We start from the raw sequence: 15,710 nt of genomic DNA on the forward strand, positions 1-15,710 counted from the left end.
GGTTGATCGCGCAGTTCCGCGCGCCCCTGAAAAGAAGGTTGGTTCTGTGCAGCAGGCGTCATCGGCCAGGCCCGTCGTCGGGCGGGATGCCGAACTCACGCGACTCTCCGGTGTACTGGAGCGTGCGCGAGGCGGTGAGGCCAGGGCCGTGCTGATCGCCGGGGACGCCGGCGTCGGCAAGACCCGGGTGCTCGACGAGGTCGGGGGGCAGGCCGCCGCGACCGGCATGACCGTGGTCACCGGGCACTGCGTGGATCTCGGCGACGTCGGGCTGCCCTATCTGCCCTTCACCGAGATTCTCGGGGTGCTGGCCGCCGACGAGCGGTTCGCCGGCGCTCTCGCCGCCCATCCCGTGGTCGAGCGGCTGCTGGGGGCCGGATCCGGCTCCGTGCGGGACGTGGACGGGCGGTTGCGGCTCTTCGAGGGGATGGCGGGGCTGCTGGCCGAGGTCGCCGAGGTCGCGCCGCTGCTGCTCGTCCTGGAGGACCTGCACTGGGCGGATCAGTCGTCGCGGGACCTGCTGCGGTTCCTCCTCGGCCGGGGCGTGCTGCGGCACCGGCTGGCGGTCTTCGCCTCGTACCGGGCCGACGACCTGTACCGCCGGCATCCGCTGCGGCCGCTGCTCGCGGAGCTGATACGGCTCCCCCCGGTCGAGCGGCTGGAGCTGCGGCCGCTGGCCGATGCCGACGTGGACCGGCTGGTGCGGGCCCTGGAGCCCGGGCCGCTGCCCGACGCCACGGTGCGCCGGATCGTGGAACGGGCCGAGGGGAACGCCTTCTACGCGGAGGAGTTGCTCGCCGCGACCGACACCGAGTCGGGCGGGGTGCCCAGCGGGCTCGCCGAGGTGCTGCTGATCCGTTTCGAGCAGCTGTCCGAGACCGCGCAGCAGGTGCTGCGGACGGCCGCCGTCGCCGGACGCCGGGTGGAGCACGACCTGCTGCGGGAGGCGGTGGGGCTGCCGGAGGCGGAGCTGGAGTCGGCGCTGCGGGAGTCGGTGGGGCGGCAGTTGCTCGTCGCCGGGGACGACGACACCTACTCCTTCCGGCACGCCCTCGCCCGTGAGGCCGTCTACGCCGATCTGCTGCCCGGGGAGCGGGCGCGTCTGCACGGCGCGTTCGCACGGCTGCTCGCCGGGCGCGGGCGCCTCGCCGAGAGTGCCGCCGAGCGCGCCCACCACTACCGGGAGAGCCACGACCTCGCCGAGGCGCTGGCCGCGTCCCTGGAGGCCGCCGATCACGCCCAGCGGGTCGGGGCGCCGGCCGAGGAGCAGCGGCACCTCGAAACGGCACTGGACCTGTGGGCGGCGGTGGACCCCGCGGCCCGGCCGTCGGGCGGGGGCGTCGACCGGGTCACCCTGACGTTGCGGGCGTCGGCCGCCGCCGCGCACGCCGGTCGGCTGCACCGCGCGGTCGCCCTCACCCGGTCCGCGCTGGCGGAGCTCGGCCAGGACGCCGACTCCGAACTCGCCGCGCGGGTCCGCTACACCCTCGCGGGGAACCTGCTGAGCGTGGACAGCCTGACGGCCGCGTTCGCCTACAGCAGCGAGGCCCTGGCGATGATCCCGGAGGATCCTCCGTCGCGCACGTGGGTGTGGGCGGCGGCCACGCATGTCCTGGCCGCACGCCACGTCGGGGAGAACGAGACCGCGCTGCGGGTCGCCCGCCGGGCCCTGGGCGTGGCGGAACACCTGGGGGTGGCCGACGCCCAGGCGGACCTGCTGATCTCACTGGCCGTTTTCGACGGGGCGGGGCGGCGCGGCCCGGAGGGCCGTGAGCGGCTGGTCAAGGCCCGTGACCTGGCCCGGAGCTCGGGCAACGCGCCCGTGGAGCTGCGGGCCCTGTTCAACCTGGCGATGGGCTGCTACGAGTCCGGTGCCCTGTCGGAGTGCGTGCCCTGGCTGACCGAGGGCCTGGACCGGGCCCGGCAGGCCGGGCTGCTGTCCTCGACGTACCCGCTGGAGATGCGGTACCTGCGGCTGCTGGTGCTGCATGTGCTGGGCCGCTGGGACGAGTGCCTGCGCGCGGCGGCGGCCGATCACCCCGAGGTGCCGCAGACGGCCGGCGGCTACACGGTCGGTCCCGCACTCCACGTGGCGCTGGCGCGTGGCGATCTGGGAGCCGCCGACCGGGCACGTGCACTGCTGGAGGGGCCCTTCGACTGGATGGCCACCCTGGTGGCGGGCATCGTGCTCACCGACGCCGCGGCGCTGCGTGGCGATCCCGAGGACGCGGTGCGGTGGATGCGGTCCACGGTCACGGCCCTGGCCGACGAGGCGGTCCCCCGCCCGGGCGTCACGGTCCGGCTCGCCGCCCTGGCGCTGTCCGCGGTGGCCGACGCGGCCACCGGGCTGCGGCTGACCGGTGACGAGGCGGGAGTTCGCCGCTGGAGCGACACCGCGACCGAACTGGTGGAACAGGCGCGGGCCGTCGCCACCCACGGCGAGGGCGGCGCGCCCCAGGGGCCGGAGGGGCAGGCCTGGCTGGCCCGGGCGGAGGCGGAGTGGATCCGGGCCACCAAGGGGCCGGACGCGGCGGCCTGGTCGGAGGCGGTGACGGCGTTCGGCTACGGCGACGTCTACGAGCTGGCGCGCTGCCGTGTGCGGTACGCCGAGGCTCTGCTGGCGGCCGGGCGTCGCGAGGAGGCGGCCGCCGAGGCCCGGGCGGTCCGTGAGACCGCCGACAACCTCCGCGCCGCGCCGCTGCGGGAGCAGGTGGACGCGCTGGTGCGGCGCGGCCGGCTGTCGGACGCGTCGGGCGACGACGACCGGGCCGGCACGCTCACCGCGCGCGAGCAGGACGTGCTGCGGCTGCTCGCCCTCGGCCGCAGCAACCGGCAGATCGGCGAGGAGCTGTTCATCAGCGGCAAGACCGCGAGCGTCCACGTCTCCAACATTCTCGCCAAGCTGGGCGCGTCGAGCCGCGGCGAGGCCGTGGCGATCGCCTACCGCGAGGGCCTGATCACCCCGGAGCCCACGGCGTCCGGCTGACGGCCTAGCCGGTCCCGCAGTCGAGGCTGCGCAGATCGACGGCGTCGGCCATCGCCTGCATGCCCTTGTCGTTGGGATGCAGATGGTCGCCGCCGTCGAAGGCGGGGAGTATCCGCTCGGGGTCGTAGGGGCTGCGCAGGACCCGGTCGAAGTCGGTGACCCCGTCGAACTCCCCGCTGTCGCGGATGAAGGCGTTGACCCGCTGCCGTACCGCCTCCCCCGCGGGGTCCCACTCCTGCCAGCCCTTGTAGGGGGCGATCGTGGCGCCGACGACGCACTTCCCGGCCGCGTGCGCCCGGTCGATCAGCCTGCGGTACCCGGCGATCAGCCCGGCGCTCGTGGCGCCGGGCTCGGCCTTGATGTCGTTGACGCCCTGGAAGAGGAAGACCGTGCGCACGCCCGGAAGGGACAGCGCGTCCCGCTGCGCGCGGTTCAGGGCGCTCTCGCCGGGGCCGTCGAGGAGAACCTTGTTTCCGGCGATGCCCGCGTTGGCCACGCCCTTGACCTCGGTGCCGGAGGTGCCGAGCCGGCGGGCCAGGTAGTCGGGCCAGCGGCGGTTCCGGTCGATCGTGGAATGCCAGCCGTCGGTGATGGAGTCGCCGAGGGCGGCCACGGCACCCGTCCCCTTGCGGGGGCGCACGGTGACGGCGTCGAGGTAGAACCAGGAGCCGGCCCGCTGCTTCCAGTGCGCCGCGGCCTCCTCCGCGGTGTGGTCGCCGTCGGTGGTGTACGACGTCTGCATCGCCATCCAGTGCCCGGTGAGCGTGCCGCCTGCCCGGGGGACGTACAGGCTCACGGCGAGGGTGCGCCCGGCGGGGACGTGGCCGGGCAGCGGGTCACTGTAGACGATGCCGCCGGCGGGAACGGTGACGGAGCGGGCGCCGCCGAAGGTCAGGCGCCTGTTGCTGCCGGGGACGAGGGCGGCGCCGTCCCGTTGCAGGCCCGCGTGGACGTTGTCGAACGTCACCGGCTCGTCGCCGAAGGCGTTCGTCAGCCGCACCCTGAGACCGCTGCCGCCGACGCTGGTGTGCACCATCAGCCGGTAGCCGCGGCCGTCGGCCGCCTCGCCGATGTGTCCGGCGGAGGAGGCCCAGGTGACCACGCCGTGCCCGGCTGCCGCCGGGGCGCGGGACGGCGGGCTCGGCCGCTCGCCCTGCGGTGCCGTGCCGGTCCCGCAGCCCACTGCCACGCAGCAGCAGAGGGCGGCCAGGGCGGCACGAGGACGTGTGGTGCGGGACATGCGGCGGAGCTCCTTCGGCCGGTCGGCGGGTGCGGGCGGTGTCGTCCCGGCGTACGCCACCGTAGTGGTGCGGCCTGCGGCGCCGCGCAGGCGGCCCTCGACGGGCGTGCCGTCCGTGCCGGTCAGAGCGACTTCGGGACGTCGATCCGCTCGATGTCCGGGGCGTAGCCGAACCGCTGTCGAAGGTGACCGTGTTGGTGCCGGCCTTCAGGGTCACCGGGACGCCGACCGTCTCGACGGTGCTCCAGTCGCGTGTGGAGGGGAACGTGTGGGAGGTGGCGGGGCCGCCGCTGGCGGAGACCTCGGCCGGGAGGGTCAATTTCGCTGTCTGTGAAAGAAGCGGGACCGCTCTGCGTGCCGGCCGTCTTGCCCTGATTCATCCCGTGGGCCCGGTAGCCCGGGAGCCGGGACCGCCAAGGGAACCCTCGCGTTCCGGCGGCCGTTGTCCGGGCAGGCGAATCCCTCGAGGGAGGGGCGGGGGCGTGATGCGCGGGGAGGGGCGGGGGGTGTGATGGGCGAGTTGGTTCCGGGCGGCAATCTGGCGCTGCCGGGCGGTGCGGTGACGGTGCGGGTGCCCGGGCCGTTCGACGTGTCCGCGCTCGTGACCGACGACGGCGGACGAGTCCGGGACGACGGCGACTTCGTCTTCTACAACCAGCCGGCGGCGCCGGGGGCCGTCCTGCGGGGCGACGCGCTCACCGTGGACCCGCCGGGACTGCGCACCGGCGCGACCCGGGTCACCGTCGTCGTGAGCCCCGCCGACCCCGGTACCGCCCTCGGCCGCCTGCCCTCCCCCACGCTGCACGTCACCGACGCGGAGGGCCGCCCGCTCGCCCGCTTCGCCCCGCCGCGCCCCGGTCCGGAGACGGTGCTGCTGCTCGCGGAGCTGTACCGGCGCGGCGATCGCTGGAAACTGCGCGCCCTGGGCCAGGGGTACGCCGACGGACTGGCGGGACTCGCACGGGACTTCGGCGTCGACGTCGTGGACGACACCTCCCCCACCGCTCCCGCGCGTGGCACCTCCGCGCCCGACCCGGACGGCTTCCTGCCGCTGGTCAACTCCGCTCGCGCCACGGCCGGTTCGCCACCGCTCTCCCTGGACGCCCGTCTGATGTCGGCGGCCCGGGTCCATGCCGCCGCCATGGCGGCGGCCGGACGCCTCGGCGTCGAGACGCTCGACGGCGTCTCCGTCTACCAGCGTGTCATCGGTTCCGGGTTCGCGTATCTCAGCGTCGGCGAACACCTGGTGTCCGGACCGCGCACGGCCGCCGAGTTCGTCGCGTACTGCCTGCGCACGGACGGGCCCCGGCGCACCCTGCACGACCCGGCGTTCACCCACGCCGGACTGGCCCATGTGCACGACGGCCCCTCCGGTGACGTCTACTGGACGGCACTGTGGGCCAGGCCCTTCACCCCGGACGGGCTGGCCGCCACGGCGGCGGCCGTCATCGACCTCACCAACCGGGAGCGCACCCGGCACGGACTCCGGCCCCTGTCCGCCGACCCGCCGCTCGCCACGGCCGCCCAGGCGCACAGCGCGGACATGGTGGCCCGCGCCTTCTACGCACACACCGCACCGGACGGCGGTCAGCCCTGGGACCGGGCCGCCGCCGCGGGTTCCACCCGGCGTTCCATCGGCGAGAACATCGCCTGCGGCCAGCGCTCCCCCGCCGACGTCGTGGAGGGCTGGATGAACAGCCCCGGCCACCGGGCCAACATCCTCAAGCCCGGCTTCACCCACATCGGCGTCGGCTTCGCCGGCGGCGGTCGGGCCGGCATGTACTGGACGCAGCTCTTCGGCGGTTGACGTCCGGCCGCTTCACGACCGGGCCTCCTGCGCGATCTTGGCGGAGGGACTGGCTCCGGGCGAGGATGCCGGTATGAAGGGTGACCTCTTTTCCAATGAACACATGGTGCAGCCGGCCGTGGCGCCGGGCATGGCGATCGAGAACGCCAAGTGCATCCGCTACACGGTGAACGGAGAGATGCTCGCCCGGCAGGGCGCGATGATCTCCTACCGCGGCAACCTCCAGTTCGAGCGCAAGGGCCAGGGCGTGGGCGGCATGCTCAAGCGCGCCGTCACCGGGGAGGGGCTGCCGCTGATGGCGGTGCGCGGGCAGGGTGAGGCCTGGTTCGCGCACGAGGCGCAGAACTGTTTCATCGTCGACGTCGAGCCCGGCGACGAGTTCACGGTCAACGGCCGCAACGTGCTGTGTTTCGACGCCACTTTGTCGTATCGCATCGCGACCGTGAAGGGGGCGGGCATGACCGGCGGCGGCCTCTTCAACAGCGTCTTCACGGGGCACGGCAAGCTGGGCCTGGTGTGCGAGGGCAATCCACTCGTCATCCCGGTCTCGCCGCACGCCCCGGTGTACGTCGACACCGACGCGATCGTCGGCTGGACCGCGGGGCTGCAGACCTCCCTGCACCGCTCCCAGTCCATCGGGTCGATGCTGCGCGGCGGCTCCGGCGAGGCGGTGCAACTGCTGCTCCAGGGCGAGGGATACGTCGTCGTCCGGCCGAGCGAGGCGACACCGCAGAAAGCCGGCCAGCACTGAACACCCATCAGGTGATCTGCGCCTCACAGGCAACCCGGTCCGTCCCGCCGACGTCTTGATCGGCAACAGGTGCTGCCCTGGCCCTTGCGGCCAGGGCAGGTTTTCACCCTTCTATGCACACCATGTATACGCGCTATGTATAGATGGTGTGCATACGGACCGAAAGGCATCGATGTACGGCAAGGCATTCGCCCCGGAGTACCAGGGCGCGCTCACCACTCTGTCCGTCAACTCCTCCCTGACCGACGTCCTGGCCGCCGGTACCGAGCAGTTGAGAGCGGCCGAGCGCGCCGGACAGCCCGGGGAGGCGGCGCGTTCCGGACTGGCGGTGGCCGAGGCGCACCGCCGGCTGGGCCGGGTCGAGGACGCGGACCGGGCCTGGAAGGCGAGCTACCGCGCGGCCCGGCAGGCCGGGGACGTCGGGGCGATGGCCTGGGCGCTGTGGAGCGGCGGCACCCTGGCCCGGCAGCGCGGCGCACTCCGGCTGGCCCGCAGGCTGCTCCAGCTGGCTGCCGACCTCGGCGAACGCGGCGGAGACATCGTCGTGCGCGGCTACTCGCTGGCCGGCCTGGCCGAGACCGGCCGCATCCAGGGCGACTACGAGGCCGTCGGCCGGCTGCACGAGCAGTTGCTCGCCGAGGCCCGGCGGCGCGGGGAGGCGCGGCACACGGTGTGGGCGCTGGAGGGCATCGCCCAGATGCACCGCAACACCGGGCGCCACGACACGGCGTACGCGCTGTTCGAGGAGGCCGCCGAGATCGCCGCTCGGGCCGACGACCGGCGCGGTCACGCCTGGGCGCTGCGCGGGCTGGCCGACGTGGTGTCGGTGCGCGACGGGGACACCGAGCGGGCCCTGGAGCTGCTGAGCGAGGCGGAGACGGCGTGCCGCGCGATGCGGCTGTCCAGCGCGCTGGCCTACAACCACAAGATGCGCGGCAACGTCCTGTACCGGGCGGGACGTTACGCCGAGGCACGGGAGCTGTACGAGCAGGCGCTCGCGGAGTTCCGTGAGATGAGCGAGCCGCGCGGAGAGGCCCTGTCGCGCCTGGGACTCGCCAAGTCCCTGGCCCGCCTGGGCCGCGACCGTGCCGAGACGGCGGCCGAACTGGCCGACCTCGCCGTCCTGCTGGAGCGCATCGGCCTCCAGCACGCCCGCCGGATGGTGGCCCGGGCCCACGAGGAGCTCGGCATACCGGCCGCCGATCACCCGGCTGTGCCGGCCGTGCCGCAGCGGAAGCAGGCGGCGACGGAGGCGGCACGGTGACGGCGCCGCCCACGACGATGGAGACGGCACGACGGGGCGCCACGACGACATCGCCCCCGGCAGCCGACCGGCCACGGCGGCAGGACGCGGCGCACGAGGCCCCGGCCACGGCGTGGCCCACGCGGCAGGACTCAGCGCGCGAGGCTTCCGCTGCGGCACCGCCGACGCCACAGGACGCGGCGCACGAGGCCTCCGCTACGGCACGGCCGGCACGGCCGGGTGAGCCGTGCGCGCTCAGGGCCGGCGCTCTCACGGCCGGTGCTCTCACGACCGGCGATCTCACCACCGGCGCCGACGACGTCCCCCGCGTCCTCGAACGTTGCCGCGCCCTGGTCAGGCCCTCCCTGGAGGAGGCCGTCGGGCGGCTGCACCCCTGGGTCGGAGAGATGGCCGCCTACTCCTTCGGCTGGTGCGAGGTCGGCGGTGCGCCCGCCGGTGCCTCCGGCGGCAAGGGCGTACGGCAGGCGCTCGCGGTGCTCGGGGCCGAGGCGGCCGGTGCGCCGGAGCGGGCCGGGGTGGCCGCGGCCGTCGCGGTGGAGCTGGTGCACACCTTCTCCCTGCTGCACGACGACATCATGGACGGCGACGGGGACCGGCGAGGGCGCCCGACCGTGTGGAAGGCCTACGGCACGGGGCCCGCGGTGCTCGCGGGCGACGCTCTGTTCGCCCTGGCCGTCGAGACGCTGGCCGCGGAGCCGGGTGGCGCGGGAGCCGTGCGGGCCCTGTCCGTGGCGCTGGGCGACCTGGTGCGCGGGCAGGCGGACGACCTGCTGTTCGCCGACCGCCCGTGGACCGGGCCGGAGCGGGTGCGGCCCGCCGAGTACCGGGCGATGGCGGAGCACAAGACGGGCGCGTTGCTGGGCTGCGCGGCCGCCCTGGGTGCCGTGCTCGGAGGTGCCGGCCCCGAGACGGTCGCCGCGCTCGACCGGGCAGGCCGGCATCTCGGGGTCGCGTTCCAGATCGTCGACGACGTGCTGGGCATCTGGGGGGATCCCCGCGTCACCGGCAAGCCGGTCCACGGCGATCTGCGCGAGCGGAAGAAGACGTTCCCCGTGCTGGTGGCACTCGGATCCCCGATGGGCGGCCGAATCGCCGGCCTCCTGGAGTCGGGTGACGCGCCGGAGACTGCGGCGACCCTGATCGAGGACGCGGGCGGCCGCTCGGCGGCCCTGGCGGAGGCCCGACGGCACATCGCCGCCGTCGAGACGGCCCTCGCCGACGTGCCGTCGACCGCCCGGGCCGCCGACGAACTGCGTTCGCTGCTGGGCTACCTGGTGCGGCGCGACGTCTGAGCGACGCGAGCGGGTGCCCGACACCGACGCCGTCGCCCCCGAACCGCGTTGACCTGGGCCCCCTGTGCACGTCAGGGTTCGACACGGCGCGTTTCACGACCCCGCGCCGGAAGGATGGCTGCCATGATCGGCATCTCGGAGATCGAAGCCGCGGCGGGGCAGATCGCCGGGCACGTGGTGCGCACCCCGACGGTGGACAGTCCGGGGCTGTCGGAGTTGCTGGGTGCCCCGGTCACCGCGAAGCTCGAACTGCTGCAGCGCACCGGTTCGTTCAAGTCGCGGGGGGCCACGGCGAAGCTGCTGTCACTGGGCGAGGCGGAACGGGCCGCCGGCGTGGTGGCGGTCAGCGGCGGCAACCATGGGATCGCCCTCGCGGTCATGGCCGCGGCTCTCGATGTGAAGGCCACGGTGGTGATGCCACGCTCGGCGCCCGCCCGTGCCGTGGAGATCGCGGAGGCGGCCGGCGCGTCGGTGCGGCTGACCGATGACATGGACGGCGCGTTCGCGCTCATGACGCGGCTCCAGCAGGAGGGGCTGACCCTGGTCCACCCCTTCGACGACCCGGTGGTGATCGCCGGACAGGGCACGGTCGGGCTGGAGTTCGCCGCCGACGCCGGTGAGCTCACGGACGTCCTCGTGAGCATCGGGGGAGGCGGCCTGATCGCCGGCGTCGCCGCCGCGCTGCGTGCCCGCCGGCCCGGGGTGCGGGTCTGGGGCGTGGAGACCGAAGGCGCGCAGGCCATGTCCGAGGCGCTGGCGGCGGGTGGTCCGATGCCGGTCGCCCTGTCGTCGATCGTCTCCACCCTCAGCGCGCCGTCCGTGTCGCAGCTGACGTACGAGCATGTCTCCGCCCTGGTCACCGAGGTTCTCGTGGTTCCGGACCGGGAGGCCGTGCAGGGCTCGCTGGATCTGGCCGACCACGCCAAGGTGTGGGCCGAACCGGCGGCCGGCTGCCTGCTGCCCGCCGCCCGGCAGGTCCTGGAGCGGGTCGGCGACGGGGCCCGGCTCGGCCTGGTGGTGTGCGGGGGCAACGCGACGACGGGCGATCTGTTCGCCTGGTCGCGTCGCTTCGGTCTGCGCTGACGTTCCGGTGGCTCCCGGGGAATCCCGCGCGAAATTCATCGGAGGGCTCCGAGTTCAGACGTTGTACACGTCCGCATTTACCAACGGTTACCACCAGGCCGGGCGGGAATTTACGAATCCGCGGGCGGTGGCGGGCGAATTCTCCGCGCCCGCCGCGGCCCCGGCGACCGAGGTGAACCGCGCCCGAGGTGACGAAGGAGCTTTTCCTCGCACAGTTGCTCCCATCTCTTGAACAAAAGACAGGAATGAACACGGAGTTGCGATCCATTTGAACGCAGGGTGCCTCATCCCCCGTACCTCTGGAAAAGGTCAGAGCCAGGTTTCCAGCGAGGGATGGCCATGGGCAGGGCGCACGTCTCCACACACCAGTTGGTCGCCGGCCGGTACCGGCTGCTAGAGATCATCCAGCGCGAGACCAACCGCATCTGCTGGTATGCCGAGGACACCGGGGCCGGTGAGATCTCCCGCCCGTGCCTCGTGACCCAGGTCGGGCTTCCGGAGGACCCCGGCGGGGCCGAGCGCCGGGCCTCCGCCCGCCTGCTGCGCACCACCGAGAACATGGCGCTGCTGTGCCCGGGCCGGATCGCCACGGTCGTCGACGCCGTCGAGGAGGCCGGTGCCCTGTGGGTCGTGAACGAGTGGATCGACGGCACCCCGCTGGGCGAACTCCTCTCGGAACAGGGCACGTTCAACTACGTGCGGGCGGCGCGGATCGGCCTGGAACTGCTCGACGTGCTGGACGCCGCGCACGCCGAGGGCATCACGCACGGCGAGCTCAGTCCTGGTCAGGTGTTCGTGCGCGAGGACCACTCGGTCGTCGTCACCGGCTTCGGCCTGGCCGGCGCGACCCTCGCGCCCCGACTCACGGCACCCGCGTACGCCTCCCCGGAGCAGGCCCGCGACCAGCGCATCGGCCCCGCGGCCGACCTGTGGGCACTGGGCTCGATCCTGTACACGATGGTCGAGGGGCGCCCGCCGTTCCGGGACCGGGGACGCCCGGAGAACACCCTGAAGGGCGTGGACCGGCTGCCGCTGCGCACGCCGGTGCGCGCCGGGCCGCTCACCCAGGCCGTACAGGGGCTACTCCGAAAGGACTCACGGGAACGGCTGAACCGCCAGGTGGTGCGTGAGGCGCTGACCCGGGCACTGAGCGAGGATCCCGAGGCCGCCCTGGCCGCGGCACCGGTCCCACGGCTGCGCGGCGGCTACGCCGTGGTGCGCCCGGGGAGCCCGGCGTGGAGCAGACGGACCCTGGTGGCGGGAACGGCCCTGGCCGTCGTCACCGTAGCGGTCGCCGTGCTCGCCGCGACCCAGGGGCTGCCCGGCACGGACAGCGGCAGCGACGCGGCCGAATCACCGGTCCGACCACCGGCCTCCGCCGCCACACCGGGCGAGGGCACGGGCGGCGACAGCGCCGATCCGTCCGAGCCGCCCAGCCCGCCCAGCCCGCCCAGCCCGCCCAAGTCCCCCTCCCCCACCCCCACGCCGTCGTCCCCGTCCCCGACTCCCACGCCCACACCGTCCGCCCCGGCCACGGCCCTGCCACCCGGCTTCCAGCGCTACCGCGCGGCGGAGGGCTTCTCGGTCGCGCTGCCCGAGGGCTGGAAGCGGCTGGACACCGACCGCGACGGTGAGGCGTACCGGGTCGTCTTCGGCGCCCGGGGGGACGACCGCACGCTGGCCGTCACCTTCAGCGATCAGGCCGGCCCGGACCCCGTGGCCGTGTGGCGGGACGACGTCGAACCCAACCTCAAACAGGCGGACGGCTACGACCGGATCGGCGCGATCCGCGCGACGACGTACCAGGGCTGCAAGGCCGCCGACATGGAGTGGACCGCCGACGTCGACGGCACCCGGGTGCACACCCTCGGCCGCGGCTTCCTGCTGGGTGAGGGCCGCAGCTTCTCGCTGCGCTGGACGACCCCGGACGCCGACTGGGAGGACGCCGCCAACCAGGAGGCGCTGCGCACGTTCTTCAAGACCTTCCGGCCGGGCTCAGTCTGAGCAAGACCTTCCGACCGCCGGGCTCAGTCTGCACAAGACCTTCCGGCGGAGGCCGGACCGCGCAAGGCCTTCCCGCCCGGCTCAGGCTGAGCGGCGCGGGGCGCGCAGGGTGGTGAGCCGGCCGCCGTGCAGCGGCTGGGTGCGCCAGTGCGCGGTGAGCGTCCGGGCCGCGAGGGAGCAGGTCAGCGCCAGGCGGTGCGGGGTCTCCAGGAACACCACCTCCACCGCGAGCGTGCCGGCATCGGTCCAGCCACCGCTCACCGCGGTCGGGACGGGTTCCTCGGCGACCGCCCAGCCCTCCCCCGCGAGACGCAGGGCGAGCCGGTCCGGGTGGTCCGGACGGTCCCTGTCTCCGGTGAGGGTGAGCGTCCAGCCGTCCGCGTCCCGGGTGAGCCCGGCCGCCCGGACCGGCCCGGTCTCGGCGGAGGGCGAGAACGCGGCGGCCGCCCAGTCCTCCTCCCGCTCCGGGGCCGCGGGACGGCCCGGGGCGGGCGGCAGCGCGAGCCGGGCGAGACGCTCCCGCAGTTCCGCGTCGGCGGCCTCGCGGCCGGTCAGCGGCCCGGGGCCGAAGGCGGGCACGAGGTGCTCCCACACCAGATTCAGATACTCCGGCATCCGCTCGGTCGCCGAGGTCGCCGCGATCACCACGTCGTGCTCCGGCAGCACCAGGCAGAACTGGCCGTAGGCGCCGTCCCCCCGGTAGCCGTGGCGGGACGTCCAGAACTGATAGCCGTAACCCCGGTCCCAGTCCTGCCGGTCCACGTCACCCATGGCCCCCGCGGTCGGTATGTGGGGCTGCGCGGCCCGGGCCGCCCATCCCCGAGGCAGCAGCCGCCTGCCCTCCCACAGCCCGTCGCACAGATACAGCAGGCCGAGCCGGGCGACGGCGTCGGTGGTGGCGTGCAGGCCGCTGAAGCCGAGCTCGCGGCCGGCACGGTCACGGCGCCAGGCCACGTCGCCGATGCCCAGCGGATCCAGCAGCCGGGGCCGCAGGTAGTCGCTGAGCGACTGCCCGGTGACCCGCTGGACGATCGCGGCGAGCGTGTAGGTGGCGGGCTGGTTGTAGGCGAAGACCGTGCCCGGGTCCTCGTCGGGCGGCAGCCGCAGGAACCCACGTACGGGCTCGGCGGGGTCCCGCCCGAAGGCCTCGTCGACGGTGTCCCGCCGGTGGCCGCTCGCCATGGACGCCACGTGCCGGACCAGCATGGCCCGGCTGCGCGGGTCGGTGATGTCGGCCTCGAACTCCGGGAAGTACGAGATCACCGGCGCGTCGAAGTCGAGCAGTCCCTCGGCCTCGGCCAGGGCCGCCGCGGTCCCGGTGAAGCTCTTGCTGAGCGAGTACAGCAGGTGGGGGCGTTCGGGGGTGTACGGCGCCCACCAGCCGGAGGCCACCAGGTGCCCGTGCCGCATGATCATCAGGCTGTGCGGCTCGATCTCGGGGGCGGCTTCGAGGGCGTCGAGGAAGGCGTGGACACCAGAGGCGTCGACACCCTGGGCGGCCGGAGCGGAAGTCGGCAGGGGGGAAGCACTCATGGATGCATCCTGCACCCGTCGGCGACCTTGATCGAGCCGTTTCCGGGACCGCTGTCAGGGGACTCGCTGGTTATGGTGCAAATCGGATACACGATGATGACCGAGCAGGCCGGGCCCCGAGAGCTCGTCGACCACGTGGTGCGGGCCGAGGAGGTCGGCTTCGACTTCTCGGTGACCTCCGACCACTACTTCCCGTGGCTGCGCTCGCAGGGTCATTCGCCGTACGCGTGGGCCGTGCTCGGCGCGGCCGCCCAGGCCACGTCACGTATCCCGCTGATGACGTACGTGACGTGCCCGACGTTCCGCTACCACCCGGCGGTGGTGGCGCAGAAGGCGGCGACGCTGCAGTTGCTGTCCGAGGGCCGGTTCCGGCTGGGGCTGGGCTCGGGCGAGAACCTCAACGAGCACGTGGTGGGCGGCGGCTGGCCGTCCGTCGATGTGCGGCACGAGATGTTCGAGGAGGCCGTGGAGATCATCCGCGAACTCTTCAAGGGCGGACACGTCAACCACCGCGGCACGCACTTCGACGTGGAGTCGGCCAAGCTGTGGGACCTGCCGGACGAGGCGCCGCCCATCGGCATCGCCGTCTCCGGGGAGCGGTCGTGCGAACTCGCGGGCCGGCTCGGCGACCTGGTGATCGCCACGGAGCCCAAGACCGGGCTGCTGGAGGCCTTCGACCGGCACGGCGGCCAGGGCAAGCCCCGCATCGGCCAGCTGCCGGTCTGCTACGACCCCGACCGGGACGCGGCCGTCGAGCGGGCGCACTCCCAGTTCCGCTGGTTCGGCAGCGGCTGGAAGGTCAACTCGGAGCTGCCGCATCCCGATTCCTTCGACGCGGCCACCCAGTTCGTCAGGCAGGACGACGTCGCCGACGCGATCCCGTGCGGTGACGACCCGGAGGCGTTCGTCGAGGCCGTCCGCCCGTACGCCGAGGCCGGGTTCACCGAGATCGCCCTCGTCCAGATCGGCGGCGAGTCGCAGCCGGCGTACCTGGACTGGTCGGAGAAGACCCTCCTGCCGGCGCTGCGCGACGCGTTCGGCTGACGTCCTCGGCCAGCGCCTCCACGGCCCGTTCGACCAGATGAGCCCTCCGCTCCGGGGGGCTCGTCTTCACGAGCGCGCTCACCCGCTGGGCCTCCTCGGTCGTGGGCAGGAACCCGGCCAGCAGGAGGGGCAGCAGCAGCCGCCGGACGAGCACTTCGCTCTCCGAGGTGACCTGGGGTCTGCGCACCACCGAGACGTTGACCCGGATCGCGTGCTCGTTGCCGGGCGGTACACCCGGCCGGTCCGTCTCGATCGCGGCGTAGCGGTAGCCGTGCGCCCGGTCACAGGCCGGGCAGCCGACCGGGCCGCGTGTGAGCCGGCCGCCGCAGTCGGGGCACACCAGCCGGTCGAGGGCGGCGTCCACCAGCCGCCAGTCGTGCCGGTCGGGCTCGGCGACGACCATCTCGGCCAGGGCACGCTCCTGGTCGTCGCCCGCGGCGGTGTCCCACTGCTCCAGGTACGCGGCCCACGCTCTCTCGATGATGCCGTCCACCAGGCCGCGGCAGGCGGCACAGGCGGGGGCACCGCCGTACGCGTAGCCGCCGCACTCCGCACAGCGGCGTAGCGACGTGTCCGCTTCCTGTCGCACCATGCCCGGCATCCTCCCGCACCCGCGTCCGCCCGGGACAACGGTTTTCGGACGGGCCGCGCGGGCGGTGAACGGCGAGGTCAGCGGGTGCCGCTAGGCTTCCGTGCGCACCTCGTG

The 15,710-nt window shown here is 74.0% G+C and carries 11 protein-coding genes and 1 pseudogene; 8 read left to right on the top strand and 4 right to left on the bottom strand.

Going from position 1 to position 15,710, the window contains the following annotated elements; genetic code table 11:
• The first annotated feature begins 46 nt into the window (after positions 1 to 46).
• A complete protein-coding gene (locus tag QOL88_RS01780) occupies positions 47 to 2,986 on the top strand; it encodes a helix-turn-helix transcriptional regulator (RefSeq protein ID WP_097214755.1) in 2,940 nt (979 codons plus the stop codon).
• Positions 2,987 to 2,990: 4 nt separating this feature from the next.
• Here the strand turns inward: QOL88_RS01780 and QOL88_RS01785 are convergent, their stop codons facing one another.
• Positions 2,991 to 4,226: an SGNH/GDSL hydrolase family protein gene (locus QOL88_RS01785; protein ID WP_097214756.1), complete on the bottom strand. Its 1,236-nt coding sequence runs from the start codon at positions 4,224 to 4,226 to the stop codon at positions 2,991 to 2,993.
• A 122-nt stretch (positions 4,227 to 4,348) separates the two neighbouring features.
• Positions 4,349 to 4,530 (bottom strand): annotated as a pseudogene (locus QOL88_RS38745) (carbohydrate-binding protein); the annotation flags it as partial.
• Between the two features lie 207 nt (positions 4,531 to 4,737).
• Between QOL88_RS38745 and QOL88_RS01790 the strand changes: the two are divergent.
• The 6 genes from QOL88_RS01790 to QOL88_RS01815 all read left to right on the top strand — a co-directional run bounded on the left by QOL88_RS01790 (position 4,738) and on the right by QOL88_RS01815 (position 12,427).
• Complete coding sequence (locus QOL88_RS01790) at positions 4,738 to 6,033, top strand: CAP domain-containing protein (protein ID WP_097214757.1); 1,296 nt, start codon at positions 4,738 to 4,740, stop codon at positions 6,031 to 6,033.
• 73 nt (positions 6,034 to 6,106) lie between these two features.
• Positions 6,107 to 6,784, top strand: a complete 678-nt coding sequence (locus QOL88_RS01795) for an AIM24 family protein (protein WP_097214758.1) — start codon at positions 6,107 to 6,109, stop codon at positions 6,782 to 6,784.
• Positions 6,785 to 6,956: 172 nt separating this feature from the next.
• The gene (locus QOL88_RS01800) at positions 6,957 to 8,048 is read left to right on the top strand and encodes a tetratricopeptide repeat protein (protein WP_097214759.1); all 1,092 of its coding nucleotides are present in this window, start codon (positions 6,957 to 6,959) and stop codon (positions 8,046 to 8,048) included.
• Between the two features lie 386 nt (positions 8,049 to 8,434).
• Positions 8,435 to 9,340, top strand: a complete 906-nt coding sequence (locus QOL88_RS01805; protein ID WP_373559336.1) for a polyprenyl synthetase family protein — start codon at positions 8,435 to 8,437, stop codon at positions 9,338 to 9,340.
• A gap of 123 nt (positions 9,341 to 9,463) precedes the next feature.
• Positions 9,464 to 10,423 carry a threonine/serine dehydratase family protein gene (locus QOL88_RS01810; protein ID WP_097214760.1) on the top strand — a complete coding sequence of 320 codons (960 nt, stop codon included), beginning with the start codon at positions 9,464 to 9,466 and terminating at the stop codon, positions 10,421 to 10,423.
• Between the two features lie 339 nt (positions 10,424 to 10,762).
• Positions 10,763 to 12,427, top strand: a complete 1,665-nt coding sequence (locus QOL88_RS01815) for a serine/threonine protein kinase (protein WP_097222808.1) — start codon at positions 10,763 to 10,765, stop codon at positions 12,425 to 12,427.
• Between the two features lie 81 nt (positions 12,428 to 12,508).
• On the opposite strand, the gene QOL88_RS01820 is transcribed toward QOL88_RS01815, so the two are convergent.
• On the bottom strand, positions 12,509 to 13,960 hold the full coding sequence (locus QOL88_RS01820; protein WP_097214761.1) for a serine hydrolase domain-containing protein: 1,452 nt from the start codon (positions 13,958 to 13,960) through the stop codon (positions 12,509 to 12,511).
• Between the two features lie 72 nt (positions 13,961 to 14,032).
• Between QOL88_RS01820 and QOL88_RS01825 the strand changes: the two genes are divergently transcribed.
• On the top strand, positions 14,033 to 15,004 hold the full coding sequence (locus tag QOL88_RS01825; RefSeq protein ID WP_097214762.1) for an LLM class F420-dependent oxidoreductase: 972 nt from the start codon (positions 14,033 to 14,035) through the stop codon (positions 15,002 to 15,004).
• Here the strand turns inward: QOL88_RS01825 and QOL88_RS01830 are convergent.
• Positions 14,901 to 15,596: a hypothetical protein gene (locus tag QOL88_RS01830; RefSeq protein WP_097214763.1), complete on the bottom strand. Its 696-nt coding sequence runs from the start codon at positions 15,594 to 15,596 to the stop codon at positions 14,901 to 14,903. The two genes, QOL88_RS01825 and QOL88_RS01830, sit on opposite strands and share 104 nt — an antisense overlap.
• Positions 15,597 to 15,710: the final 114 nt, after the last annotated feature.

It is taken from the genome of Streptomyces sp. Ag82_O1-12 (genome assembly GCF_900182715.1).
GTDB lineage: Bacteria > Actinomycetota > Actinomycetes > Streptomycetales > Streptomycetaceae > Streptomyces > Streptomyces massasporeus.